Origin of the sequence: Rosistilla carotiformis (genome assembly GCF_007753095.1) — a bacterium.
Taxonomy (GTDB): Bacteria; Planctomycetota; Planctomycetia; order Pirellulales; family Pirellulaceae; genus Rosistilla; species Rosistilla carotiformis.
The window spans coordinates 7135491-7161919 of sequence record NZ_CP036348.1; the positions used below are offsets into that span (position 1 = coordinate 7135491).

The following is a 26429-nucleotide window of genomic DNA, read 5'->3' on the forward strand; positions in this document are numbered from 1 at the left end:
ATTATTTTTTGCCGAGGTGAATCAATTTCTTGTTCACAAACTCCAGGATCCCCAAGTGCGACAGTTCGCGACCGTAGCCGGAGTTCTTGATTCCGCCGAAAGGAAGTTCCGCCTGCGACTTCGTCGGTTGATTGATGAAGACCATTCCAGTTTCGATCTTTTCAGCGACGCGTCGGCCGCGTTGCACGTCGGCGGTGAAGACGCTGCCACCGAGACCGTACGACGAACGATTCGCCAGCTCGATCGCTTCCGCTTCGTCTTTGACGATATAGACCGTCGCAACCGGACCAAACAATTCCTGATCGAACGTTGGCATGTCGGGGGTGACATCGGTCAGGATCGTGGGGTTGAAGTAGGCTCCTTCGCGGTCCGGCCGATCGCCTCCGATCACCACCGTCGCTCCGGCGTCGATCGACGATTGCACCTGTTCTTGCAGCTTGACCGCAGCCGATTCGGTCGACAGCGGCGAAAGCGTCGTCTGCTCGTCCATCGGATCGCCCATCTGCAGCGCGGAGAGCTGTTTTTTGAAGCCCTCCAGAAATCGCTCGGCAACCGCTTCGACGACGATAAATCGCTTCGACGCGACGCACGACTGCCCCGCGTTGACCATCCGTCCTTTGACCGCCAGTTCGACCGTTTTCTCAAGGTCGGCGTCCTCCAAGACGATGAACGGATCATTGCCACCGAGTTCCAAGACGCTCCGCTTCAGGTTCTTGCCCGCCAGCGCGGCGACCGCGGCACCGGCCGGTTCACTGCCGGTCAACGAGACGCCTTGAACCCGCCGATCCGCGACGATCATCTCCACAAACTCCGACGGGATAAACAGATTCGTGTAGACGCCCTCGGGCAATCCGCAGCGAGAGTAGAGTTCTTCGATCGCCGCGGCGCACTGCGGCACGTTGCTGGCGTGTTTCACCAACACGGTATTGCCCGCCATGATGTTCGGCGTGGCGAAACGGACGACTTGGTAGAACGGGAAGTTCCACGGCATCACGCCCATCAAAACGCCAAGCGGTTCGTAGTGGATGTAGGCATCGGCGTCGGAGACCTCCATCGGTTGGTCGGCCAGAAAACGCTCGGCTCCGTTGGCATAAAACTCCGCGATCTTCGCACAGTATTCGATCTCGTACTGACTCTCGGAGATCCGCTTCCCCATGTCCAAGGTGATCATCCGGGCATATTCGTCGGCATCGGCTCGCAGCAGATCGGCGAACTTCAACAGGCACCTCTGCCGCTCCGCAAACGTCGTCTCTCGCCACGATTGGTAGGCCTTGTCGGCAGCCTCGATCGCATCGATGACGGCATCTTTATTCAGCGGTTCGAATTCGCGGATCGTCTGGTTCGTCGCGGGATTGATACTGGCGATCGACATGGTATTCACCTTGGGGTTGTTGGGATTAAGAAGCGTGGGAGACGCTCTGCATCTTCGCTACAAGTTTGCGTGTCGCGATGCGGGGAAGAAAGCCAGCAGATGTCACCATCAGCCGATTCTTCCAACCGGGGATCACGATGTCGTCGTTCTTTCGATAGCCCCGATAGCCCGCCGCGGCAACATCCGCTGCCGACATCGCCGCCGAACTAAACATATCCAGCTTGCCCATGCCCGAATCGTCACCGAAACCTGTCTCGGTGGGCCCCGGTTCGAGACATGTGACATGCAGCCCCGTCCCCGAAAGCTCCTCGCGAAGCCCTTCGGTGAACGACAGCACATACGCTTTGCTGGCGTAGTAGACCGACATGTTCGGACCGGCTTGATACGCGGCGATCGAACCTACGTTCAAGATGCCTCCCTTGCCGGTAGCCAACATCGCGGGAAGCAACAGCCGCGTCAGACGAGTCAACGCGACGACATTGACCATCAACATATCGGTCTGTCGGTCGACAGGCAGTTCGGCAAACCGCCCCAACGCACCAAAACCAGCATTGTTGACCAGAGTGTCGATCTGGATCTCATCGGATCGCAGTCGCTCACACAACCGGTCGACTCCATCGGTTTCTGCGAAGTCGCTGCGGATGACGGTCGCGGAAACGCGATGCGTCTCACGAATCTCGACCGCCAACTTCTGCAGCTTCTCTTCGCTGCGAGCGACCAGCACGACGTCGTCACCCCCAGCAGCAAACTGCTTGGCGAGCTCCCAGCCGATACCCGATGAAGCGCCCGTGATCAATGTCGTCATTTTATATCCAGTCAGGGAGGTTTGTTTGTGTGCGATGACATGATGTCATTCCACTTGCAGTATACGGCCAGGTTCGTGGACACAAGGCTTCCATTCTCTGTGCGATTGCTGTGCCAACGATTCCTCACCGATTCCGAATGCAACGATTTTGATCCCACGCCGCTTCAGGACGGAAGTTCATGAACCGCACTGGCCACTCGGCGTTCAGTGTGAGGCCCTGCCGCGCAAATCCTGGACACTTCCACCGGGTCGCAACGTAAACCTCGAGTCGTTGGGCACGTCCATAATCCCCAGCGTCATTCGAGTCGTCCTTGAAAGAGGGAGCAAAAATCGCTTCGCGGACGTATACTAGCGGCTCTGTTGTTTGCCCCCTCCGACTGCACCCACGAGACTCTCCATGCGTCAACGACTTATTCAATCCATCCATAGCGCGGCACTAAAAGCGGGCCGACGGACCAGCATCCGCCCGTGCAATTTGCGTCTTTCATCGTTCGCTTACGTGATCGCACTGGCTCTGATCGGCCATGCTACGACGATCCACGCTCAGCAATCGGACCGCCCAAATCTGATCTATATCATGGTCGACGATCTCGGTTACGGAGACCTCGGTTGCTTTGGGCAACAAACGATCAAGACGCCAAACATCGATCACTTGGCCGCCGAGGGGATGAAGCTGACCAGCCACTACTCGGGCAACACAGTCTGCCGCCCCTCGCGGCTGAGCCTCTGGACCGGGATGCACGCCGGACATACGGCGATCGATTCCAATGCACCCTACGTGCTCAAGGAATCGGACGTCACCGTCGCCGAACTGCTGCAACAAGCCGGCTACACCACCGTTGGTATCGGAAAGTGGGCGTTGGGAAACACCGAGAACTCGGGACATCCGAACCGCCAGGGATTCGATTTCTGGATGGGATATCTGGACCAAGGCGAAGCTCACAACTACTACCCCGCCAAGCTGTGGCGGAACGATCAAAAGGTTCCTCTGCCAGGCAATGTGATCAGCGACGCACCATTGGCTCGCGGCCGCGTGTCGAGCAAACGGACCACCTACTCCCACGACGTGATGACCGAAGAGATGCTGGACTTCGTTCGCGGGCAGGGTGACAAGCCGTTCCTGATGCACATCCACTGGACGATCCCGCACGCCAATAACGAAGGGGGCCGCGTCAACAAGGACGGGATGGAGGTCCCCGATTACGGAATCTACGCCGATCGCGATTGGCCGAATCCGGAGAAGGGTTTTGCGGCGATGATCACGCGGATGGATGGCGACGTGGGCCGCTTGATGGCTTTGCTGAAAGAGAAACAAATCGACGACAACACGTTGGTCGTATTCACTTCGGACAACGGCCCGCACAGCGAAGGGAATCACAAACACGAGACCTTCGACTCCAACGGACCGCTGCGAGGTTACAAACGCGATCTCTACGAAGGGGGCATCCGAATGCCAACGATCGCGCGATGGCCCGGCAAGATCGCCGCCGGTTCGACCAGCGACCAATTGTTGGCGCATTACGATTGGCTGCCGACCGCATGCGAACTTGCCGGCATCGATCCGCCGGCGGGAGTCGATGGGATCTCGTTTGCCGCGACGCTGTTGGGCCAATCCCAGCGACCACACGAATACCTGTTCTGGAGCTACGGCGACAAAAAGGCAGCCCGCATCGGCAACTGGAAAGCTGTCATCCCCGGGAAAAACAAACCGCTGGAACTCTACGACCTCGCCAACGACATCGGCGAAACGAAGAACATCGCCGACCAACACCCCGACGTCGTCCAAAAGATGAAGCAAGCGATCGCCGCAGCGCTGGAGTAAAGGCTTTAGCCGACGACGCGCGCGCTGGAGTCGAGGCTTCAGCCGACAACGCGCAACTCCTACCCCAACGCAACACCCCAGCGTGATATGCTGATGTGAACGGACCGGGCCTCCCCCTCCGGCCCCGTTCTCACGGCGAACCTCACAGCACCGGTGGTTCCCGTTGACCAAAGTCTCTCCAATCTGAAGGACTCGTCATGCAGAAGCCACTCTTTGTTGCGTCGATGACTCTATTGGCCGCCTGCACCGGCTGCATCCAGACGGTTTACAAAATCGATCTGAAGCCGGAGGGGAACGAGATCACGCGGACACTTTCGGTGAAGGAGTCGTCGCAAAACCCCTCCGCGGAGCAACGGACGCAACAGAACGAGGAACTGCGACGCATCGCAACGCTCTATCCCGAGGGACGCGCCGAGGATCGCGAGGGATTGCCGACGTTCATCGGTCGATTCGCGGGCCCAATGCCAGTCGATGTTGGCGGCGTGGGCACCTTCACCCGCTTCGACAGCCCGTTGGGTTCGGTCTCGATCTACAGCGAACGGTTCCGCGGAAACGATGACTTGGCCGGTTCGTTGGCGACCAGCCAACAGGCGGCAGACGAACTGATCGACCTCGCCCTGGGATGGCTCGATTTCGAATTCCCTCCCAGTGCAACAGGCGACGCCGATCCACCGATCGACACGACATCGATTCGATCGCTGCTCGATGGCGAACTCCGCCAAGACCTCAAAAACGCGAGCCTGCAGCTGTGGATGTACGGGCAAGCCGAGAGCGCCCCCAACAACCACAGCCCGATCTTCCGCTTGGCACAATATCTCGCCGAACGCAACTATTTTTCACTGCAACAGATTCCAGCTATCGCCAGGCTTGTACAACAACAGAATCCCAAACAGTTCATCCATTTCGCCCACGACGTACTGTCACGGAAACTCACGCTCCAAAACCCCGACGCGGACACGCGCTGCCTGGACATTTTGAAAGACTGGCCGAGGCTCGAAAAGTCGATTCGAACCTACCTGAAGGAGACCGATGAATACAAGCAACTCGTTGTTCAGCAGGAACAAGCCGCGGGGGCTACCACACCAAGACATGTCGATGAGGCGCACGTCATCGGCAACAAAGTGATGGTGGCGTTGGCTCCTGACATGTTCAGCCGCCACGATCTCGTAGAGGTTTCGTTGCACCTTCGGCAGCCCCCCGACTCGACCAACGGCACCTGGGACGACGACACAAAATCGGTTCGCTGGTCGCAGGCGATCGGCGATTCCTCAACGCCCGGATTCGCTTTCGCCACCTGGTGCGTCCCCGAGCCCGAACAGCAGACCTTGCGATTCGGAAGCGTCATCGTGCGCGGCGGCGAACTGTTCAGTTATGTGATCTGGTACCGAGGACTCAGCCCCGATGAAACGGAGCAATGGGATGCGATGTTATCGTCGATCGGTCCCGACGCCGATGCAGTCGCCACACTGCAAGCCTTCCGATTCGAAGGCCAACCGAATCAAACGCTCCCGATCGCGGCGACGCTGGTCCGCTTGATCCAGACCGCAGCCAATTAGGCCAGCGGCAAAACTGTCACCACGATCCCCTTGAACGCAGGCGTCTTGCTTTGCGGGTCGGCATAGCGTGAGACCAGACAGTTCGATTCGGGGTAATACATCAGCGAATTGCCGGGGCGGATCGAATCGAAACCGCGGGCCAGGTAGCCATCGATCTGGCCGGTGTCGCTGCGAATCGAAACCGGTTGATCGTGCTGCAGCCCCAACCGCTGCAGATCCTCGGGATGCATAAGAATGATGTCGCGGCGATCTTGGTTCCGGTAAAGGTCTTCTTCTTCGTAGACGACCGTGTTGAATTGCCCTTCGCTGCGAACGGTCATCAACCGCAACTCGTTGGAATCGGTCCCCTTCAGATCGGGCAAGGCATGCGTGTGCATGACCGCTTTCCCATCGGCAGTCGGAAATTTTGGTTCATGAAACGTTCGGCCATCGAGTTGGAACTCTTGCTTTGTCGCTTCGATTTTGTCGAGCTTTGCATATCCCGGCACCACTTCGCTGATCCAGTTGCGAATCGTCGAGGTCTGCTGCAACTGGTCCCAGCAAATCAGATCGCTATCGCCGATCGCGCGGCGTCCCAGATCGGCGATCACGCGGACTTCGCTGCGCGGCCCCGGCACGCGTCGCGGCCCGCCGTCGCTCATCCGAATGAAGTTAAACATCGACTCCTGCGTCGTCGCTTCGGGCTCTTCATCGCGAGGCAGCACCGGCAGGATGATCGTTTCATCGGCCAGACCGTTGACGTGCCCTGTGTTCAGCGTCGTGCTGAGCATCACCGACATCTCCAGTCGCGAGAGCGCTTCGGCCGCGAAACGCGAATCGGGATTGGAACCGTAGAGGTTGCCGCCCAGACAGAGCCCAAACTTCATCCGCCGGTCGTGAGCGGCTTCCATGCAGGCGAGCGTGTCCAATCCGGTGCTGGTCGGCAGCTCCAGGTGGAACTTGGATTGCAGGTTCTCAAAAATCGCGTCCTTCAGTTTGGGCGTCACGCCAACCGAACCGATCCCCTGCACGTTGCTGTGCCCGCGGATCGGCAGCAGGCCACATCCGGGACGGCCAAGCATTCCGCGAGCCATCGCGAGGTTGGCGATCGCTTGAACGTTTTGCACTCCATGAGCGTGATGCGTGATCCCCATCGTCCACGCGAAAACGGTCCGCTGCGACTTTGCATAAACGCCAGCAATGGTGCGGATCTGATCGCGATCGATCCCCGATTTTGCCACGATCTCGTCCCACGACATCGCGGCAACAGCGTCGAGCCAAGCAGCCGAATCGGTGCAATGGGCATCGAGGAACGCGCGGTCGATCGTCTCGTCTTCGCAGCACTGCTTGGCGATGCCCCACAACAACGCGAGGTCGCCGCCGATATGAGGTTGCACATAATGCGAAGCGATCTTGGTTCCAAACAGTAGGCTGATCGGATCGCTGGGAATCCGAAAGTTGACCATCCCGGTTTCGCGAACGGGATTGATCACGATCACATGACCGCCGCGACGGCGAACGTGCATCAGGCTGGTCATCATCCGCGGATGATTGCTGGCCGGGTTGCCACCGATCACAAAAACCAGATCGGCCTGCTCCAGATCCTCCAACACAATCGTCGCCGTTCCACTGCCGATCGACGACTGCAGCCCGACGCCACTGGCCTGGTGACAGTAGTAGCTGCAGTTATTGACGTTATTGGTTCCGTAGAGCCGAGCCAGCAACTGCAACAGAAAGCCCGCTTCGTTGCTGCTGCGGCCACTGAAATACCAAAACGTTTCGTCGGGAGTCAGCGAGCGGAGCTTGGCGCCGATCCGCGATAACGATTCCTCCCACGAGATCGTTTGGAAATGCGAAGCCCCGCGGCGGTAGATCACCGGCTGGACCAACCGCCCGCAATGCTCCAGTTCGCGCGGCGTCATCCGCGACAACTGTTCGACGGGATGCTGATCCCAGAAGGTAGGCAAAACCGCCGGCTGCAAATCCGCAGCCATCGCCTGCAAACTCTTCTTGCAGACCTCGGGAAAGGCCCCTCGCTCATTGACCATCCCACCCTTCTGGCCGCCCATCCCCAAGGCGCAGGTCTTGCAAGCGTTCCGCGTTCGCATGGCGTGATACATCTTAAAGACGCCGCCGACCTCGCGTCCTTTCTTGAGCGTATAGAGGATCGCTCGGAAACCGCCGCCGCTGCGAACTTTCATCTTCATTTCACTCAGCCATTGTGATCGTTGTGCAGAAACCCAGTCATTGCGAGGGGAACGCCTGGGCGCCGGGCCCTTAGCCATTATTATCGCAGTCCCCGCCACAAGTCGAATATGCCGCGCGACCGACACAATCCACCGCCGCCCCCAGGCAGTCATCGACGTGAAATCCCGAACGAACCGTTCAATTCGTTGATATCCGGTTTCACGGACGTATAGAATAAGAAGGAACGCTGGAACGCGTCCCGCCGGCTCCCACCTATTACCTTCCATCCACTTTGCAGTCGCCCATGTTGCTACGCATTCTATCGTCGATGGGTCTGTGCCTGGTTTGGCATCTTTGTTGTTTTGCCGAACAATCGCAGGTCGATTTCAATCGCGACATTCGTCCGATCCTCTCCAACCATTGCTTTTCCTGCCACGGTCCCGATGCGGAACACCGTCAGGCGGGGCTGCGATTGGATGAAGCCGAACCGGCGCTGGCGAAACTCGACAGCGGCGATCGGGCGATCGTCCCTGGCGACGTCGACGCCAGCACCTTGGTCGCGCGGATCGCCAGCGACGACGAAGGCGATGTCATGCCGCCGGTCGACTTCCACAAACCGCTCACGGCCAAGCAGAAGCAACTGCTGACCGACTGGATCGCTCAAGGGGCTCCCTTTAGCGCCCACTGGTCGCTGCTACCGCCCGTGAAAGCAGCCCCGCCGGCGATCTCTGATCCCGCGATCCCCGTCGACGGTCCGATCGATCAGTTCATCGCCAACAAGGCCCTAGAGGCGGGACTGTCGATCAATCCGCCAGCCGATCGGCGGTCGCTGATCCGCCGCGCCACCTTCGACCTGACCGGCCTGCCGCCGACGCTGCAAGAGGTTCGCGATTTTGTCGACGACCAGTCGCCCAACGCTTACGAAAAATTGATCGACCGATTGTTGGAGTCGAAGCGGTTCGGCGAACACCAAGCCCGCTACTGGTTGGACCTGGTCCGCTATGGCGACACGCACGGCCTGCACTTGGACAACTACCGCGAGATGTGGCCCTACCGCGATTGGGTGATCGCAGCGATCAACGACAACAAACCGCTGGACGAATTCATCACCGAACAACTCGCCGGCGACTTGATCCCCAACGCCACGCTGCAGCAACAGATCGCCAGCGGCTTCAATCGCTTGAACGTCACGACCAGCGAAGGGGGATCGATCTACGACGAGGTCTACGTGCGGAACTGCGTCGATCGCGTCTCCGCGTTTGGCACCGTCTTCCTGGGCATGACTACCGGTTGCGCGGTCTGCCACGATCACAAGTTCGACCCGATCTCGGCTCGCGACTTCTATTCGCTGTTTGCGTATTTCAACAGCCTCGATGGCCGGGCGTTGGACGGAAACAAGAAGGATCACCCGCCGACGGTTCAAGTGCCGACGGCAGAGCACGAGAGTCAGCTGGCACAACTGCGGGAAGAACTGCAGATGCTGGACGTCGAAATGGAGGGCGACCTGACGGGGGTCGACGAATCGCAGCAACGCTGGGAACAGCGACTGAGCGGCGGTCAAGCGATCAACTGGGTGCCGTTGATCCCCGATAAAGTGACAACCGACAGCGAATTGAAGCTGGAGCAATTGGAAGATGGTTCGGTCAAAGCGACCGGCACACCGGCGGCGACCGACACGTTGGTGATCGAAGCTGCCGTGCCGGCCGGCGACAACTGGCAACTGCTGCAATTGGAAGTCCTGGCCGACGAGAACAAGCCGGGCGGAATCAGCAGCAATGGCAACGCGGTCCTGACGGAGATGGAGGTCGAGATCGCATCGCCGATGTCGGGCAATCGCTGGTTGCCAGTGAAGTTGATCTATGGCGAAGCCGACTACGAACAGCCCGATGGCAAGTTTGCGATCGGATATGCGTTCGATGGCAAACAGGACAAAGACGCCGGCTGGGCGATCGGCGGCCATTTGAATCCCGGCACGCGATCGGCGTGGTTTGTCGCGTCGAGCTTCCTGTCCGACGGTGCCGATTCGCGGTTGCGAATCAAGCTGCACTTCAAATCGCAATGGGCGGGACATCAATTCGGCCAGGTCCGTCTGAGCGTCAGCGATGCCGTTCCGCAACCGGCTGCCGACCAGCAATTGGTCCTCGGCGACTGGGATCAAACGGGACCGTTCCCGGTGGAATACGCTACCGCGGGCTACTTCCGAACATTTGCCTCCGAGGGCCGAGAATTTAAAGCCGATGAAAAGTTCGGTAATCACGAACTGCCTTGGACCAAACAACCGACTTACGCCAATGCCGCGGCGCACGACCTGCCGACCGTTGGCGATGAGCCCTCGGTCGTCCTGTTGCATCGCACGATCGAGGCCAAGACGCCTCAAAAGGTGACGCTGCTCTTAGGCACTCAAGATGGGTTCGTTTTGTATGTCAATCAGAAGAAGCAAGGCGAGGTAAGGCAGCAGCGCGACTTTGCGTCGCTGCGAGACGAATACGAAGTCGACCTGAAGAAGGGCGTGAATCACATCGATCTTAAGGTCGTCAGCCACGGTGGGCGACCGAGCCGGTTTGCGTTTGCCGTCCGATCCCCCTCGGCTCCGGTCCCCGCATCGATTGTGGAGATTGCCAAACTGGATGCCGCCGCGCGAACCGCCGACCAAGCCGATGCGATCCGCGCCTACTATCGCCGCGTCGCCAGCATCGATCCCGATTGGCTGGTTTTGCGAGCTCAAAAAGATGGCATCCTGAATCAGATCGATGCCGTTGAAAAGTCGTTCCCGACGACGTTGGTTTGGAAGGAACTCACGGAGCCGCGGCCCGCCCATATCCTGCTGCGTGGCGAATACGACCAAAAGGGAGAAGAGGTGCCGCGAGCGGTTCCGGCCGCGCTGCCACCGCTGCCCGAAGGCGTTCCAAATGATCGCATGGGCCTCGCGAAATGGCTGACCGATCCCAGCCATCCCCTGACAGCCCGCGTTGCGGTGAACCGTTACTGGCAGCAGTTGTTTGGAACGGGCATCGTCAAGACGAGCGAAGATTTTGGAGCTCAAGGCGAACCGCCGAGCCATCCGCAACTGCTCGATTGGCTGGCGATCGATTTCCGTGATTCGGGCTGGGACGTGAAGCGGATGATCAAACAGATCATGATGTCGCAGACCTACCGCCGCGACCAACACGTATCGCCCAAGCAACGTGAGATCGATCCGAGCAATCGACTGCTGGCCCGCGGAGCACGCTTCCGTTTGGATGCGGAGATGTTGCGCGACCAAGCGTTGATGGCCAGCGGCCTGCTGGTCGAGAAACAAGGTGGCCCGAGCGTCAAGCCGCCGCAACCCGAAGGACTTTGGGAAGCGGTTGGATATTCGGGTTCGGACACCGTCAATTTCAAACCCGACACAGGTGAGAAGATCTACCGCCGCAGCCTCTACACGTTCTGGAAACGGACAAGCGCCCCGCCGACGATGACGATGCTGGACGCTCCGAGCCGCGAATCGTGCACGGCACGGCGGGAGCGAACCAACACGCCGCTGCAAGCGTTGATGATGCTGAACGAATTGCAGTTCGTCGAATGCTCGCGAAACCTCGGCCAACGTGTGATCGCCGAAGGAGGCAGCGACGACGCCCAAAAGATCGCTTGGGCTTTTGAAACGCTGACCTCGCGCGTTCCTTCGGAAACCGAAACGGCTGAACTGATGGGCCTGTTAAACGACGCCCGCGCCGCGTTTGGCAAAGACCCCGAAAATGCAAACCGCTTGATCAAGCTGGGGCAATCGCCCACGCCCGATTCGATCGATCCGATCGAACTTGCAGCTTGGACCGCCGTGGCGAGCACGTTAATCAACCTGGATGAAGTGGTGACAAAATGACCATCGATGCATTTGACCAATACAAACGATTACTCACGCGTCGCCACTTCTTTCGCAATGCCTCGCTGGGCCTCGGGACCGCCGCGCTAGCGTCGATGCCCGGCAGCCCGCTGCACGCCGCCACCGCGGATGCTCAGCTCCAAGGCACGCCGGGACTGGCAAACCTGCCGCATCACCAACCGAAAGCCAAACGGGCGATCTATCTGTTCATGTCAGGCGCGCCGAGCCAGATGGACATGTGGGACTACAAGCCGAAGATGGCGGACTGGTTCGATAAAGACCTCCCCGAAACGATCCGCCAAGGCCAGCGTTTGACGACGATGACCAGCGGTCAATCGCGGTTCCCGATCGCTCCTTCGATCTACAAGTTCGCTCAGCATGGCAAGGCGGGGACGTGGGCCAGTGAATTGGTCCCGCACATGGCCAAGAAGGTCGACGAAATTTCGATGATCCGGTCGATGTGGACCGAAGCGATCAACCACGATCCGGCGATCACCTACATCTGCACCGGCGACCAATTGCCGGGCAAACCGAGCCTCGGATCATGGCTCAGTTACGGGCTAGGGAACGAAAACGAAAACCTGCCGTCGTTCCTAGTCATGACAGCTTCATGGTCCGGCCGCCAACAAGCCCAAGCCCTCTACAACCGACTGTGGGGGAGCGGCTTTTTGCCAAGCAAATTCCAAGGCGTATCGCTCCGCAGCGCCGGCGACCCGGTGCTGTACCTGTCGAATCCCAGCGGCTTGGATGCGGGCGTCCGCCGCCGGATGCTCGACAGCCTCTCGCGGCTGAACCAACAGACCTACGAAGCGATCGGCGATCCGGAGACCAACGCCCGGATCGCTCAGTACGAGATGGCGTTTCGGATGCAGACGTCGATCCCTGAACTGGCCGATCTGAGCGACGAACCGCAACACGTCTTGGACCTGTACGGCCCCGATGTCATGCGACCGGGAACCTATGCCAACTGCTGCATCCTGGCGCGGCGAATGGCCGAGCGCGGCGTGCGGTTCACGCAGATCTTCCATCGCGGCTGGGATCAGCACGGCAACCTGCCGGGCGACCTGCCGAAACAATGCAAGGACACCGACCAACCCAACGCAGGGCTGCTGACCGACCTGAAGCAGCGCGGCCTGCTGGACGACACGCTTGTCGTCTGGGGTGGCGAATTTGGACGCACGATCTACTGCCAGGGCAAGCTGACGAAGAAGACCTACGGCCGCGATCACCATCCCAAGTGCTTCACCGTCTGGATGGCCGGAGCGGGCATCAAGCAAGGCGTCGTCCACGGCGAGACGGACGAGTTCAGTTACAACGTGACAGCCGATCCGGTTCACATCCGCGATCTCAACGCCACGATCCTGAACCAATTGGGAATCGACCACAGCCGATTCACCTACCCGTTCCAAGGCCTCGACCAACGCCTCACCGGCGTCACCGAAGCCAAGGTGATCCGTCCGATCCTGGCTTAAAACAAGCCACAGGTCGGCACATCGCCCCTCGGTGTCAAGTTGTTTCAAGCCGCAGTGGCGGCGATCGCATAAAGACTGCGGCGCGAGCCGCAGGATCACGGACCGCGATCGATGAAGCGAATTGATAGTTCCCGTTTGTTCTCACAGAGGCGCCAAGGCACGAAGGTCAGGGTATCGTCGCGTGGCCAACGATCGACGCGACTCCACGTTGAAACCACAAAAGCCCGGCGTCGCTAAGCTCCGTGCCTCGGTGTCTCCGTGAGAAAACCTGCTTTCTTGGCACCCCGGCAGTAGCCATCGTCTCTCGTTTGTTCGCACAGAGGCGCCAAGGCACGGAGGTCAGGGTATCGTCGCGTGGCCAACGATCGACGCGACTCCACGTTGCCCACCCAAAAGCCCGGCGTCGCTCGACTCCGTGCCTTGGTGCCTCCGTGAGAAAACTTGCTTTCTTAGCAGATTGGCAGCATCAGACTCGCCGGTTCGCGATCGCGCAGCGAGGCGCAACGGAACCGGACGCTAGCGTTTGCTGGCTGATATCTCCTAGTTGAAACAGTGATCTGCCCTGGGGTTGTTTCGCGAAAAGTGTTTAATCTCACGCCTGAATCGTGTAGCATACGTTCCTCCCGCCTGCGTTTTCGCCCTCCAACCGCGATCCTGAAAATGCGTCTCCTACCTACCTTTGCGCTGCTCGCTGCCGTTTCGATCCTCTCCAGCGGGGCAATTGCTGCCGATCCGCTGACTTTCGAAAAGGATGTTCGTCCGATCCTGAAGGCGCACTGCTTTCATTGCCATGGCGAAAGTGGCGTCGTCGAGGGATCGCTCGATGTCCGACTGAAACGTTGGATTCTGTCTGGCGGTGATTCGGGCGAAGCGATCGTCCCGGGCAATGATAGCGAATCGCTGCTGCTTGAACGGGTGGAGTCGGGGGACATGCCGCCGGGCGAAAAGAATCTGTCCGCCGAGGATATCGCTTCGATTCGCCAGTGGATCCTCGACGGTGCCAAGACCGCGCGAGAAGAACCGCTGACGCTCGACGATGGCGACTACATCACCGAGGAGGAACGCAGCTTTTGGGCCTTCCAACCGATCGCGTCCCCTGAGCCGCCCGTTGTCAAAGAGAACGTCAGCGACAATCCAATCGACGCGTTCGTCCTCGATCGGCTGCATCGCGAAGGGCTCGCCTTTTCGGCCGCCGCCGATCGACACACTCTAATCCGCCGAGCAACGTTCGATCTGTGGGGACTGCCCCCCGAGCCGGAGATGGTCGACGAATTCGTTAACGATCCGAGCCCCCACGCCTACGCGGCGTTGATCGATCTCTTGCTCGCCTCGCCCCGCTACGGTGAGCGATGGGGCCGGCATTGGCTGGACGTCGCCGGCTACGCCGATTCCGATGGCTACACAAATCAAGATACCGAACGCGAGTTCGCCTACTTCTACCGCGACTACGTCATCGACAGCTTTAACGATGACAAACCGTTGGACCAATTTATCTGCGAGCAATTGGCCGGAGACGAGATGGCGACGGGGAAGGACGCTTCGCAGCTAACGCCCCAGCGGATCGCTCAACTCACCGCCACCGGCTTTCTTCGCATGGCTCCCGACGGCACTGCATCGGGAGGCATCGATCGCGCCCTGGCAGCCAACGAAACGATTTCCGACACGATCGAGATCGTATCGACATCGCTGTTGGGGCTGACGGTTGGATGCGCGAAGTGTCACGACCATCGGTACGATCCGATCAGCCAAGCCGATTACTTCCGGTTCCGCGCGATTTTCGAACCGGCACTCGATCCAAAGAAATGGAAAGCCCCCCAGCAACGCCGCATGTCGTTGTATACCGAAGAAGATCGACTGGTCCGCAAGGAGATCGAACAGAAAGCCAAACAAGCCACTGAAAACCGCACAAAACGCCAGCAAGAACATCTCGACAGGACACTCTACGAAGAACTATTAGTGGTCCCCGCCGACCGTCGCGAAGCGCTCGAGACCGCTTTCAAGACAGAGAAGTCGAAGCGGAGCCCCGAACAGGTTGCCCTGCTAGAGGAGTTCCCGAACGTCGGCAACATTTCGCCCGGTTCGCTCTACCTTTACGCACAACAGCGTGCGCGACGGGCTTCGGATATCGAAAGAGCCGCCGATGCGTTGGAGCAGGAATTGATCGAACAGGCTCGCAGCGAGCAGCTCGCCGAGGTTCCAGCCAAGCAGCGCGAAGCCATTGCAACGCTGGTATCGATTCCGGCCGATACTTGGACGAGCGAGCAGAAACAACTGGCGGCGGAGTTCCCTGGACCGCTGGTCGACGCATCCTCGCTGGAAACGTTTTCACCCGACGGCTTTGCCGAGCTCCAACGCTATCGCGAAGCGGCGCAGATCTGCCGCAAAATCAATGCGCAAACGGACCTCGCCAATATGCAGGACGAGATCAATGCGATTCGCGCCACCGCCCCGAAAGAGAAGTTCATCCGTGTCTTAACCGAACCGGCGAACCACGTGCCGCCAACGCATCTGTTCATCCGCGGCGACCACGAACAGCCCGGCCAGGAACTGGGACCCAGCGAGCTGACCGTCCTGAAAGGCAGCGATCCCACGGAGATCGAGGCGAACGACCCCGATCGCCCCACGACCGGGCGACGACTCGCCTACGCCCGCCAACTGACCAACGGCAAACATCCGCTGCTGGCGCGCGTTCTGATCAATCGCGTCTGGCTAAATCACTTCGGTCGTGGGATCGTCGATTCGCCGGGAGACTTCGGTTTCCTGGGCTCCGAGCCGACGCATCCCGAACTGCTCGACTGGCTCGCAACCGACCTGATGCGTGGCGGTTGGAACCTGAAACGCATGCATCGGATGATCATGCTGTCGCAAACGTACCAGCAGGTTTCCACGCGAACCGAGCAGCTGGATCGCGTCGATCCCGACAATCGGCTGTATGCACGGATGACGGTCCGACGACTGGAATCCGAAGCGATCCGCGACGCGATGCTCGTCGCAAACGGTACGATCACGAATCGCTTGCACGGCCCGCCGGTCCCGGTAAAAGAAGACGCTGTGGGGCAAGTCGTATTGGGCAAGGAGATGCTCGACGGAGAACGCAAACCGACGGGCAAATCGCAGCTCGGCGAAGAGGCCAGCCGCCGCAGCGTCTACGTCCAAGTTCGCCGCAGCCGACCGCTGGGCGTCCTGGAAACATTCGACTTGGCCACCGTCGCCCCTAACTGCACCATCCGCAATTACTCGAACGTCGCCACGCAAGCGTTGCTGCTGATGAACAGTTCGTTTGTCATCGATCAAGCGGACCAGCTGGCAGCTCAGGCGATCCGAGCCGAGAGCGAAGTTCCGCAACAGATCTCCAACGCTTGGCAGCGGTGCTTCAATCGAGAGATCGAAAATGGCGTACTGACCGAACTGACCGACTTCGTCGCGCGACAAACCTCCGCATTTAAGTCGCGTGACGCCAAACTATCCGCCGAAGCAGCTCACCGACTGGCACTGGCCAGCGCCTGCCAAGCGATGTTCAGCTCCAACGAATTCCTCTACGTGGATTAACGGCGACCGCAGCTTCCCCCGCTGATACTAACGTCGGCGACAGCCCCCTCCCCTCCCAAAAAATCCCCGCCTGCGAAACGACGGAAAACCGATGACAAACAACAATTCCGACATCCAATCTTCGCGCCGACACTTCCTCGCCTCTTCGGCGATGCGGGGCGGGCCGCTGGCGTTGGCTTGCTTGATGGCTCAAAAAGCCAGTGCCGAACCGAAGAAGCCGAACTTGGGGACCGAAGGCTTTGACTTGAAGCCGAAGCAACCACCGCTGAAGCCGCGGGCGACCGCCATGATTTCGATGTTCATGCAAGGCGGCCCCAGCCAGATGGACCTGTTGGATCCGAAGCCGATATTAAACGAACTGCATATGCAGAAGTTTCCCGGCAAGATCAAATACGACAACGCGGCCCAAGCGAGTTCGAAGGTTTTCGGATCGCCTTGGAAATTCAAGAAGTACGGCGAACATGGGACCGACGTTTCCGAACTGCTTCCCGAATTCTCGACGATCGTCGATGATGCGTTGGTGATTCGATCGATGCACACCGGCGTGAACAACCACGGCCAATCGATCTACGCGATGAACGGCGGTCGCCCGTTGGCGGGACGTCCGGCGCTGGGCAGCTGGCTGACGTATGCGTTGGGAACCCAAAGCGAAAGCTTGCCCGCCTACATCGCGATGACCGACCCCAAGGGATTGCCGGTCGCAGGCGTCTTGAATTGGTCCAACGGTTGGTTGCCGTCGCTGTTTCAAGGAACCGTCATCCGGCCGGTGAAGCCGCGGATTTTGAACCTGCAGCCGCCGCCCCATCTCGACGGCGAGATTCAATCCAATTACCTCGACCTGCTGCAATCGTTGAACCGACGCCATGCGGAACAGCGGACGGGCGAACACGAATTGCAGGCGCGGATCGCCAATTTTGAACTCGCCGAACGGATGCAGTTTTCGGCGGACGAAGCGACCGACTTGAGCCGCGAATCGAAGGCAACCCACGCGATGTATGGGCTGGATCAAGAGGAGACGCGAGAGTTTGGCGAACGCTGTCTGATCGCGCGACGACTCGTCGAACGGGGCGTGCGGTTCGTGCAACTGTTCACCAAAAACCAATACTGGGACCACCATGGCGGCATCGTCAAAGCGTTGCCAGCATCGTGCAAGAAGATCGACAAACCGGCCGCTGCGCTCGTCAAAGACCTCAAGCAACGAGGATTACTCGACAGCACCGTCGTCCACTGGGGCGGCGAGATGGGCCGGCTACCGGTGATCCAAAACGAAGCGAATATCGGCCGCGACCACAACACCTACGGGTTCACGATGTGGGTCGCCGGTGGCGGCTTCCGATCGGGCATGCATGGCGCGACCGACGAATTCGGCCACCACGCGGTGGAAGACCAAGTCAACCATTTCGACTACCACGCCACCCTGCTGCACCTGTTTGGACTCGAAGCCGAAAATCTGACCTACGAACAGAACGGACGCGAGCAATCGTTGATCGACGGCCAACCGGCGAAGGTGATCGAGAAGCTGTTGGCTTGATCGATTGCGATGCCCGACGACTAGCGATTCCACCGCAGCACCGCTCCATACCACCGCGTCTCGCTAACCGGCTGGCTGGATATCAGCTGGCGATAGGGACCTCAGCGCTTCGGGAGCCAAATCGACTCCACATGGCCAACAGACTGTTTTTGTCACCGGATCGATCGTTGCGGATGCAAACACATCGGGATCGTGAAGCGGCAGGAAGGCAGGGCCGTTCAACAGCGGTCGCAAGTCGACCACACGCGAATCGCCATCGGAAAATTTAAGTTCGAGATGAAACGGACAAGGCACGTTCATCCCGACAACATGCAGCAAATCAGCCATCGTCAATCCAGTGGTGCAATCGGAATCAGAGTTTCGCCATCGGTAGCTCGACGCCAGTCATCGAGCAGTTCATCGCGGTGGATTGCAATCCATTCTACGAGAAGCTTAAGTGCCCGGCGAGGCAAATCGCCAGCAAGCACCTCTCCTGATTCAATTGCAATCGCCGCCTCATGCGAACCGTAGATCGCATGGAAGTGCGGCGGATTGTGATCCGCGAAGTACATGTACACGGCAATGCCGTAGAATTCAGACAGGCGTGGCATTCCTTTACGATACCACAATCGGCTCAACAAAGTTAACTCGCGAGCGCACCGCTGAAACAGTCCACGTCCACTATTAGCTTCGCAAGATTCCTAGCAGCAGACGACCACAACAAATTGCACTACATGGCAGCTGCAGAACGTGGTCGCCACAGCGAGACGAGGATCGTGCCGGTGAAGACACATCCAAACGTGTAGGCGGCTGTGGGGATGGCGGCTTCGGGAAACTGGTCGCCAAAACTGCCGACGGCCAGCATCGTCCCAAGCCCCGCGTTCTGCATCCCAACCTCCAGCGTCAACGCTCGACGCATCGGTTCGTCCATCCGCGCGAGAGCCCCCGCAGTATAACCACCGACGTAGCCGACGAGGTTCACGACCAACAGCGACGCCAACAGGCTTAGCGGGATCATGGCCAAGCGGTCGCGGTTGAGTCCCACCACGACGGCAATGATCCAGAGGATGACAAGGTTCGCCAAGATCGAACCGCCCCGTTCGGCGATCGCTTTGAACCGCGGACTCCAACGCGCCAACGAGAACCCGGCGATCACGGGCAACAAGACGGTCGAAGCGAGCGTGAGCATCATCGACAGCGGTTCGATGCGAGCTTCCGATTCGCTGATCCCCGCCATCAAGACCAACAACCAAGGGACGGTGATCGGCGAAGCGAGCGTGGCCATCGTCGTCAGGCTGACCGAATAACTGACGTTGCCGCCAGCGGCCAGGGTCAACACGTTGGATGCCATCGCGCCGGGAACACATCCGACAAGGATCACTCCCAACCGGTAGCCCCCTTCGAGTCCGCCGAACCGGACGACCGCTAGCGCCGCCAGCGGCATGACCAGACACTGGGTCAGGGTTCCCAAACAGACCTGTGGCAATTGCCGACGCAGCCGACGGACCTCATCCTCGGGCAACAGACTGCCCAATGCGAACATCGTCGCCGCGATCATCCAAGAGAGCCACGCCTTGGAAGCGACAAATGGATCGATCCCGCCCGAAGGCCAAAAGTAAGCGATGAACGAGAACCCACACAACATCGGAAACATCCAATGTCGCATCGAAGGATTGGGTTGAGGGCTGGACGAGTCGGACGGCGGGAGATTCTGCAGATTTGACATCGCCAGAGTCTACCGTTCGCCGCGGCGATTGGACAGCAAACCGGTCGACGGATGATATACTTTGCCAGCAACACCGCCGCGATCGCGGAGACCGGACGAACAACAAGACACCTTTCGCAGAAGCCTCTTAATAATGATACGTGCCCTTGCCCTCAGCCTGATCGGATTCGCTCTGCCTCTGGCGGCCGAAGAGTTTCGCCCCGACCAATCGCAACTGCCGGTCGAACCGCCAGCCGATGCGATCGTTCTGTTTGATGGCGAATCGGAGCCGAAGTTTCGCAGCACGCAGGGAACAGCGATCAACTGGCCGATCGAAAACGGCAGCTTGGTTTCGACGGTCTCCCAAGGGGAGCAAGCTGTCCGCTCGAACCACTTGGTCTCGACGCTGCACTTCCGCGATGCCGACCTGCACGTGGAATTCCTGATTCCCGAAGGAGGAACCGGGAACAGCGGGATCTACATCCACGGCAACTACGAAGTTCAGATCATCGACTCCCACGGCAAACAGGAACTGAGCCAACAGGACGCCGGGTCGGTCTACGGATTTTCCAAGCCGCTTGCAAATGCTTGCGGCCCTCGCGACCAATGGCAGGTTTACGACATCCGCTACCGCGCCCCGCGACGGGACGACCAAGGGAAGATCACTCAAGAGGGCTCGATCACCGCGTGGCTGAACGGCCAACAGGTGCAACACGACTTGCAACTGGGCGAACCGCGATCGAGCTATCATCCCTATCGCTACGGCGCGACTCCCTATTTGAAAGCAATCTGGGAGCGTCAGCTAAAAACCTCGACCGGGCCCGTCTTCCTGCAAGACCACGACAACGCGGTCCGCTTCCGCAACGTCTGGGTTCGCCCGCTGGATGACAAAGCGTTTATCGACACCAGCGGATCGTGATCGTTCAGTTTGGCAGGCTCGCGATCACCGCGAAGAGAATCTCCGCAGCGACCTGCGTGAAATGGAAATGCTGTCAAAATCCGCTCTAGGCCCCACGGCCGGTTTCTTCTTAGAATCACCCCGCGCAGAAGCATTTCCTCACCAAGCGAAATAATTGCACGATGCCGTTGTCTCACTATGTCTATTGTATGTGGCCAGGCCTCCCGGAGATCTGGTTTCGCGGACGGATGAGCGGCCTGCCGGCGGCGATCTGTTTTGCGATTGCTATCAATACATTGTTGGTGTCGCGGTTCATTTATCCCCAGTGGCTCGAACCGTTGATGGTTCGTTCGGTCTGCTGGGCGTTTGTGGGGATCTGGGTGGTGCTGTTCGTGCGAGCGGTTCGCGGCTTGCCGATGTTGCTAGCACCGCGGCACGCCTCGGGCGAAGAAGACCGATACGACGCCGCCCGGACAGAATTTTTGAAGGGTCGGTGGTTTGAAGCCGAAGCTTTGTTAGTGCATTGCTTGGAGGTCGACCCGCGGGACGCGCTGTCGCTGCTTTTGCTAGCAAGTGTTTACCGCAAAACGGATCGCTTTGCCGCCGCCGCCCAGACGCTCGATGCGATGGCAGCACTCGAGACGGGAGACGCGTGGTGGCTCGAGCGAGACATTGAAGAGCGTCGACTGAAGCGAATGGTCGACGATTTAGTAGCCGAGGAAGAGGATTCCGAAACCGAGGAGGAATCGGAGCAACCCGCCGAATCCGAGGGAAATGAAGAGGGGGATGCTGCCAAAGCGTCCAGTTCAGCGAAAGAAAAACGATCCAACGGAATGACTGCCGATGTGGCAGAATCGCCTCAGTTGGAAACCTCTGCAGGGGAGGCGAGCTGAGTTGGCACGACAGAACTGGCAGATATGGCAAATCAGTGAATGACGTCCTATCCCCGCTGAGTCAGGAAAACGGTAGAATCGATTTAGCCGGCAACGGATGGTGGCTGGGCCCCCTGAAGTCGCCAGCTTGGGAGCGAGATCTCGCCCCCGAGCCGTCGCAGCGGCGTATTTTTTGCACAGCTACACGGTATTGCTAAGAAATCGCCAAATCGGCAGCATGCCCGACGCGGCTCATAATTTATTTAGGATCAATCGCCCGCTGTACGGCGGTCGATTGTTTCAGGAAACGCTTTCAGCAAACGCATCCATGCAACGGCTGATCGCACTAAGTGCGACCACGATCCAGAGGGTCCAAGAATGTACGAAAGATTTACTGACCGCGCCCGCAAAGTGATGCAACTGGCCAATCAAGAGGCCCAGCGATTCAATCACGAATACATCGGTACCGAACACATCCTGTTAGGCCTCGTGAAAGAGGGCAGCGGTGTTGCGGCCAATGTGCTGAAGAACCTGGAAGTCGACCTCCGCAAGATTCGCTTGGAGGTTGAAAAGCTGGTCCAAAGCGGCCCTGAAATGGTCACGATGGGCAAGCTGCCTCAGACGCCTCGCGCCAAGAAGGTGATCGAGTACTCGATGGAAGAGGCTCGCAACCTGAACCACAATTACGTCGGCACCGAGCACATCCTGCTGGGCCTGCTGCGTGAGCAAGAAGGCGTCGCCGCTCAGGTCCTGATGAACCTGGGACTGAAGCTGGAAGATGTTCGCGAAGAAGTCCTGAACCTGCTGGGTCACGGACTCGAAGGCGCCGAAGTCGGCGACCGCGGCGGACGCGAAGGTGGCGGCGAAGGTGCTTCGTCGGGTAAGGGAAGCAAATCGAAGACTCCCGCTCTGGACAGCTTCGGCCGCGACCTGACCGAATTGGCGAAGAAGGGCGAACTGGATCCTGTCATCGGCCGCGAACGCGAGATCGAACGCTCGATCCAAGTCCTGTGTCGCCGTACCAAAAACAACCCCGTCCTGTTGGGCGAAGCGGGCGTTGGCAAGACCGCCATCGTCGAAGGCTTTGCACAGCGCGTGATCGAAGGCGAAGTCCCCGAGATCTTGGCTGAAAAGCGGATCGTCGTGCTGGACCTCGCGATGATGGTCGCGGGAACGAAATACCGCGGTCAGTTCGAAGAACGCATCAAAGCGGTCATGAACGAAGTTCGTCGTGCCAAGAACACGATCCTGTTCATCGACGAATTGCACACGCTCGTCGGTGCCGGTGGTGCCGAAGGGGCGATCGACGCGGCTAACGTGCTGAAGCCAGCACTGGCTCGCGGCGAGATCCAGTGCATCGGAGCGACGACACTGGACGAGTACCGCAAGTACATTGAAAAGGACAGCGCTCTGGCGCGTCGTTTCCAAGAGATCATCGTCGAACCGACGGGCAAAAAGGAAACGATCGAGATCCTCAAGGGACTTCGCGAACGCTACGAAGAGCACCATCGCGTGCAGATCACCGACGATGCGGTCGTCGCCGCTGTCGAGATGAGCGAACGCTACATCACCGCTCGCTGCCTGCCCGACAAGGCGATCGACGTGATCGACGAAGCGGGTGCTCGGGTGCGATTGCGCACGATGACTCGTCCACCAGACTTGAAAGAGATCGACGAAGAAGTCGATGCTCTGAACAAGAGCAAGGAAGACGCCGTCGCCAACCAAGACTTTGAGAAGGCCGCTTCGCTGCGAGACCAAGCTGAAAAGCTTCGCAAGAAGAAGGAACAGATTACCGTCGAATGGCGCGAGAAGAGCCAGCAGACCGATGGTGTGGTCGACGAAGAAGTGATCGCCGAAGTGGTCAGCAAGATGACCGGCATTCCATTGACCCGACTGTCGACCGAAGACAGCCTGCGGTTGATGAAAATGGAAGACGAACTGCACAAGCGAGTCGTCAGCCAAGATGCCGCTGTCAGCGCGATCGCCAAAGCGGTTCGCCGCAGCCGCAGTGGTCTGAAGGATCCGAAACGACCTACCGGTTGCTTCGTGTTCGCCGGACCAACGGGTGTCGGTAAGACGCTGCTTGCCAAATCGCTGGCGGAATTCATGTTCGGCGATTCGGATGCATTGATCCACATCGACATGAGCGAATACATGGAGAAGCACAACGTCAGCCGTCTGATCGGTGCCCCTCCCGGATACGTCGGTTACGAAGAAGGCGGTCAATTGACCGAGAAGATTCGTCGCCGTCCGTACGCCGTCGTTCTGTTGGACGAAATCGAAAAGGCTCACCCCGACGTCTTCAACATGTTGTTGCAGGTGATGGAAGAAGGCCGGTTGACCGATTCGTTCGGCCGCCACGTCGATTTCCGGAACTGCATCTTGATCATGACGACCAATGCGGGTGCCGACGCAATCAAAAACGAATCGGCCTTCGGTTTCCAAAAGCCGGACGACGACGCTTCGTACGACAGTATGAAGAGCCGCGTGATGGATCAGATCGAACGTGTCTTCCGCCCCGAGTTCTTGAACCGGTTGGACGACACGATCATCTTCCGCCACTTGACCGAAGATGACCTCAAGCGAGTTATCGACTTCGAAATGTCGAAGGTTCGCGAACGTCTGCAGGATCGTGGTTTCGACCTGGTCTTGAGCGACGATTCGAAGGAATTCTTGATCAAGATGGGCGCCAACCTCGATTACGGTGCTCGACCACTGCGTCGTGCCCTGGAGCAACGCATCGAAGATCCGTTGAGCGAAGAACTGCTGCAAGGCGCCTTCGAAGGCTCCGACACGATCGTTGTCGACGCCGTCAAAGACGACGAAGGCAAGACGCTGCGGTTGAAGTTCCACGGTGAAAAACGCCGCGAAGACATCGCCCCCGAAGAACCGGTCACCGCTGCCGCAGGCAGCGACGCTGGCAAGGGAGAAGGATCGCAAGAATAGTGTTTGCGTTGCCACGCGACGCAAACACAACTTGACGATGTCTTCCTGGACCTCTTGAATTGCAAACGGCTTGGAGATCGATCACGATCTCCAAGCCGTTTTTTTGTTTTCATGAACGCCGATCGCCCGCCTTGATCATGACCAACCCAACGCCCTCCCCCTTGCGTTCGTTTCGTGTCAACCTGCACGGAGGCCACGTAGCCGACGCGCGCGAGAACGAGAACACCGCCGCGTCGGCGACTGTCGGATCCGTTGCTCTTAAACCGCTTGGGGGATCGTTTGAAGACCTTTGCGATCGCTTGAGCGCTCTCCCTCGAACACACCTAGAACCCGATGGATCATTCGTACACCGAGGTCCTGAACGCCCCATCCATATCGACGGCATGATCTACGACGCTAACGGACAGGTTCAATACGTTCAATTGTGGGGCACGGTCGACCAATGCACCTGGCAAAATCTGGTTAGTGTCCTGGCAAATGCGCAGCCGTGCGAACTCAGCGTTCAAGATCTGCAATCGGGCGAACTACTGGGCCTTGAACGCTTCGAAAGCAATCATTGGAAGATTGGTTAAACGGACGGTAACTTTTTCAACCACGCCCGGAAGTCTTGTCGCGAAACAACACGGCGCACAAACACCCTAAATCAACGCAACAAGGCAATTAGCGTTGTCATTCGCGTAATTCCTCTCAGTTCTCAGCCCATTGGCACACTGATTGCTTTAGGTTGCAACAGATAAAACGATTGATCGAACTCTGACGCTTAAGTGACAGGCAAGGATCTTTCAGCATCTGCCAACCGCCTATAGCGTCTGAACAGTTTACCATTCAGGAGGAATCAACCATGACGACAACTACATTGCCAAACAGCCGAACTTCGCGTCTCACCGAATCTCAATACGATACAACTCTGTCTGATTTTGAGATTGCTGGCCGCGTTAGCGCGATTCGCTCTACTTGGACGGCCAAGGAACGCGTCGAGCGACATATTGAAGCCGCCAGGCGATTTGATGCGTTGCTTGAAGCCCTAGAACTGGATGCAACACCCGCTGGCTAGCGGCAGCTTGCAGGCTGGCGAAGCCGCTGAGGTCGTCGATATGCCGACCGATAGAGTCTCTAATCATCGACGCGTGCTATCGCCGCGGGAGCTCTGGAGGTCGGAGTGCACGCAAGAAGAATATCGATTCAGACCGAACGGACGACGCCGACGATCACTCCGATTACAGTCGCTTCGTGCACGTAGATCGGATCCATTTCGCGATTCGCAGGTTGCAGGCGAACCCTGCCTTCCTCGGGATACCAATACTTCAATGTGACATCCCCATGCGGTAACTGAACAACGGTCATTTGTCCAGGTTGTGCATGATCTTGCTTTTGCACAATCACCATGTCTCCATCGGTGATGTGCGCTTCGACCATGGAATCGCCAGAGACCTCCAACAAGAAGCGGTCTTCACTGTAGAACATGTCGCTGAGATCTTTGCGCTCCGCCTTCTCGAAGGCAAGCGTGCCATCCCCAGCTGCGACCAACCCCGCCATTGGCATGCTTTTGGCGGAGCGATCGGCGTCATTTGTCAGCTCGATAGCCCTTGATTTATTTGGGCTGCGACGGATCAAGCCTTTTCGTTCCAGTGCCTTCAGATGACACATCACACCATTTGGCGACTTGATGTCGAAGTGTTCCCCAATCTCGCGCACTGTAGGACCGTAACCTCGCAACACTATCTTGTCGCGGATCATGTCGTAAACCGTTTGTTGTCGCGTCGTAAGGCGGGTCGAAATAGCCATCGTTCCCCTCGCATACGCAAAGCACAGAGGCTAAGCATGGCGGCATCTTGTGTACACTTGTAAATCCGCTGCTTATCCTATACGCCCGTATAGAAAGCCGCAATCTAAAAGC

The 26429-nt window shown here is 58.5% G+C and carries 18 protein-coding genes; 11 read left to right on the plus strand and 7 right to left on the minus strand.

What is annotated here, in order from left to right:
- Nucleotide 1 precedes the first annotated feature (1 nt).
- Together Poly24_RS25650 and Poly24_RS25655 are read right to left on the minus strand one after the other, a co-directional pair.
- Nucleotides 2–1372 (minus strand): NAD-dependent succinate-semialdehyde dehydrogenase, encoded by a 1371-nt coding sequence (locus Poly24_RS25650; protein WP_145102293.1) that lies wholly within the window; start codon nucleotides 1370–1372, stop codon nucleotides 2–4.
- Nucleotides 1373–1397: 25 nt separating this feature from the next.
- Nucleotides 1398–2177 carry an SDR family NAD(P)-dependent oxidoreductase gene (locus tag Poly24_RS25655; RefSeq protein WP_145102295.1) on the minus strand — a complete coding sequence of 260 codons (780 nt, stop codon included), beginning with the start codon at nucleotides 2175–2177 and terminating at the stop codon, nucleotides 1398–1400.
- 397 nt (nucleotides 2178–2574) lie between these two features.
- On the opposite strand from Poly24_RS25655, the gene Poly24_RS25660 reads away from it, so the two are divergent.
- On the plus strand, nucleotides 2575–3999 hold the full coding sequence (locus tag Poly24_RS25660) for an arylsulfatase (RefSeq protein ID WP_145102297.1): 1425 nt from the start codon (nucleotides 2575–2577) through the stop codon (nucleotides 3997–3999).
- 197 nt (nucleotides 4000–4196) lie between these two features.
- Nucleotides 4197–5555 carry a hypothetical protein gene (locus Poly24_RS25665; protein ID WP_145102300.1) on the plus strand — a complete coding sequence of 453 codons (1359 nt, stop codon included), beginning with the start codon at nucleotides 4197–4199 and terminating at the stop codon, nucleotides 5553–5555.
- Here the strand turns inward: Poly24_RS25665 and Poly24_RS25670 are convergent.
- Nucleotides 5552–7735 carry an FdhF/YdeP family oxidoreductase gene (locus tag Poly24_RS25670; protein ID WP_231753677.1) on the minus strand — a complete coding sequence of 728 codons (2184 nt, stop codon included), beginning with the start codon at nucleotides 7733–7735 and terminating at the stop codon, nucleotides 5552–5554. The genes Poly24_RS25665 and Poly24_RS25670 overlap by 4 nt on opposite strands.
- Before the next feature lie 290 nt (nucleotides 7736–8025).
- Between Poly24_RS25670 and Poly24_RS25675 the strand changes: the two genes are divergently transcribed.
- The 4 genes from Poly24_RS25675 (at nucleotide 8026) to Poly24_RS25690 (ending at nucleotide 18132) form a co-directional block, all read left to right on the plus strand.
- Nucleotides 8026–11580, plus strand: coding sequence for a PSD1 and planctomycete cytochrome C domain-containing protein (locus Poly24_RS25675; protein WP_145102302.1), 3555 nt, complete (start codon nucleotides 8026–8028; stop codon nucleotides 11578–11580).
- On the plus strand, nucleotides 11577–13052 hold the full coding sequence (locus Poly24_RS25680) for a DUF1501 domain-containing protein (protein ID WP_145102305.1): 1476 nt from the start codon (nucleotides 11577–11579) through the stop codon (nucleotides 13050–13052). The genes Poly24_RS25675 and Poly24_RS25680 overlap by 4 nt, the downstream gene beginning before the upstream one ends.
- Nucleotides 13053–13712: 660 nt before the next feature.
- Nucleotides 13713–16601 (plus strand): PSD1 and planctomycete cytochrome C domain-containing protein, encoded by a 2889-nt coding sequence (locus tag Poly24_RS25685; RefSeq protein ID WP_145102310.1) that lies wholly within the window; start codon nucleotides 13713–13715, stop codon nucleotides 16599–16601.
- Between the two features lie 91 nt (nucleotides 16602–16692).
- Entirely contained in the window at nucleotides 16693–18132 is a 1440-nt protein-coding gene (locus tag Poly24_RS25690; RefSeq protein WP_145102312.1) for a DUF1501 domain-containing protein, read from the plus strand.
- Nucleotides 18133–18195: 63 nt separating this feature from the next.
- Here Poly24_RS25690 and Poly24_RS25695 read toward each other — a convergent pair whose 3' ends face one another.
- From Poly24_RS25695 to Poly24_RS25705, 3 genes are all read right to left on the minus strand, one after another.
- Complete coding sequence (locus tag Poly24_RS25695) at nucleotides 18196–18459, minus strand: DUF2442 domain-containing protein (RefSeq protein ID WP_145102316.1); 264 nt, start codon at nucleotides 18457–18459, stop codon at nucleotides 18196–18198.
- 2 nt (nucleotides 18460–18461) lie between these two features.
- Nucleotides 18462–18722 carry a DUF4160 domain-containing protein gene (locus tag Poly24_RS25700; RefSeq protein ID WP_145102320.1) on the minus strand — a complete coding sequence of 87 codons (261 nt, stop codon included), beginning with the start codon at nucleotides 18720–18722 and terminating at the stop codon, nucleotides 18462–18464.
- A gap of 119 nt (nucleotides 18723–18841) precedes the next feature.
- The gene (locus Poly24_RS25705) at nucleotides 18842–19777 is read right to left on the minus strand and encodes a bile acid:sodium symporter family protein (RefSeq protein WP_197452171.1); all 936 of its coding nucleotides are present in this window, start codon (nucleotides 19775–19777) and stop codon (nucleotides 18842–18844) included.
- Nucleotides 19778–19970: 193 nt separating this feature from the next.
- Here Poly24_RS25705 and Poly24_RS25710 point away from each other — a divergent pair, with 193 nt between their 5' ends.
- From Poly24_RS25710 to Poly24_RS25730, 5 genes are all read left to right on the plus strand, one after another.
- Nucleotides 19971–20735 (plus strand): 3-keto-disaccharide hydrolase, encoded by a 765-nt coding sequence (locus Poly24_RS25710; protein WP_145102327.1) that lies wholly within the window; start codon nucleotides 19971–19973, stop codon nucleotides 20733–20735.
- A gap of 188 nt (nucleotides 20736–20923) precedes the next feature.
- Complete coding sequence (locus tag Poly24_RS25715) at nucleotides 20924–21607, plus strand: hypothetical protein (protein WP_231753354.1); 684 nt, start codon at nucleotides 20924–20926, stop codon at nucleotides 21605–21607.
- A 357-nt stretch (nucleotides 21608–21964) separates the two neighbouring features.
- Nucleotides 21965–24532 carry an ATP-dependent Clp protease ATP-binding subunit gene (locus Poly24_RS25720; RefSeq protein WP_145102333.1) on the plus strand — a complete coding sequence of 856 codons (2568 nt, stop codon included), beginning with the start codon at nucleotides 21965–21967 and terminating at the stop codon, nucleotides 24530–24532.
- A gap of 383 nt (nucleotides 24533–24915) precedes the next feature.
- Nucleotides 24916–25104, plus strand: coding sequence for a hypothetical protein (locus Poly24_RS25725; protein ID WP_145102334.1), 189 nt, complete (start codon nucleotides 24916–24918; stop codon nucleotides 25102–25104).
- Between the two features lie 269 nt (nucleotides 25105–25373).
- Entirely contained in the window at nucleotides 25374–25586 is a 213-nt protein-coding gene (locus Poly24_RS25730) for a hypothetical protein (RefSeq protein WP_145102335.1), read from the plus strand.
- Nucleotides 25587–25714: 128 nt separating this feature from the next.
- Here the strand turns inward: Poly24_RS25730 and lexA are convergent, their stop codons facing one another.
- Complete coding sequence (gene lexA, locus Poly24_RS25735; RefSeq protein WP_145102336.1) at nucleotides 25715–26317, minus strand: transcriptional repressor LexA; 603 nt, start codon at nucleotides 26315–26317, stop codon at nucleotides 25715–25717.
- Between the last annotated feature and the right edge of the window lie 112 nt (nucleotides 26318–26429).

Coding starts and splice junctions, on each gene's coding strand:
- Poly24_RS25650 (WP_145102293.1), bottom strand. CDS start 1,372: ATGTCGATCGCCAGTATCAATCCCGCGACGAACCAGACGATCCGCGAA.
- Poly24_RS25655 (WP_145102295.1), bottom strand. CDS start 2,177: ATGACGACATTGATCACGGGCGCTTCATCGGGTATCGGCTGGGAGCTC.
- Poly24_RS25660 (WP_145102297.1), top strand. CDS start 2,575: ATGCGTCAACGACTTATTCAATCCATCCATAGCGCGGCACTAAAAGCG.
- Poly24_RS25665 (WP_145102300.1), top strand. CDS start 4,197: ATGCAGAAGCCACTCTTTGTTGCGTCGATGACTCTATTGGCCGCCTGC.
- Poly24_RS25670 (WP_231753677.1), bottom strand. CDS start 7,735: ATGAAAGTTCGCAGCGGCGGCGGTTTCCGAGCGATCCTCTATACGCTC.
- Poly24_RS25675 (WP_145102302.1), top strand. CDS start 8,026: ATGTTGCTACGCATTCTATCGTCGATGGGTCTGTGCCTGGTTTGGCAT.
- Poly24_RS25680 (WP_145102305.1), top strand. CDS start 11,577: ATGACCATCGATGCATTTGACCAATACAAACGATTACTCACGCGTCGC.
- Poly24_RS25685 (WP_145102310.1), top strand. CDS start 13,713: ATGCGTCTCCTACCTACCTTTGCGCTGCTCGCTGCCGTTTCGATCCTC.
- Poly24_RS25690 (WP_145102312.1), top strand. CDS start 16,693: ATGACAAACAACAATTCCGACATCCAATCTTCGCGCCGACACTTCCTC.
- Poly24_RS25695 (WP_145102316.1), bottom strand. CDS start 18,459: ATGGCTGATTTGCTGCATGTTGTCGGGATGAACGTGCCTTGTCCGTTT.
- Poly24_RS25700 (WP_145102320.1), bottom strand. CDS start 18,722: ATGCCACGCCTGTCTGAATTCTACGGCATTGCCGTGTACATGTACTTC.
- Poly24_RS25705 (WP_197452171.1), bottom strand. CDS start 19,777: ATGCGACATTGGATGTTTCCGATGTTGTGTGGGTTCTCGTTCATCGCT.
- Poly24_RS25710 (WP_145102327.1), top strand. CDS start 19,971: ATGATACGTGCCCTTGCCCTCAGCCTGATCGGATTCGCTCTGCCTCTG.
- Poly24_RS25715 (WP_231753354.1), top strand. CDS start 20,924: ATGTGGCCAGGCCTCCCGGAGATCTGGTTTCGCGGACGGATGAGCGGC.
- Poly24_RS25720 (WP_145102333.1), top strand. CDS start 21,965: ATGTACGAAAGATTTACTGACCGCGCCCGCAAAGTGATGCAACTGGCC.
- Poly24_RS25725 (WP_145102334.1), top strand. CDS start 24,916: ATGATCTACGACGCTAACGGACAGGTTCAATACGTTCAATTGTGGGGC.
- Poly24_RS25730 (WP_145102335.1), top strand. CDS start 25,374: ATGACGACAACTACATTGCCAAACAGCCGAACTTCGCGTCTCACCGAA.
- lexA (WP_145102336.1), bottom strand. CDS start 26,317: ATGGCTATTTCGACCCGCCTTACGACGCGACAACAAACGGTTTACGAC.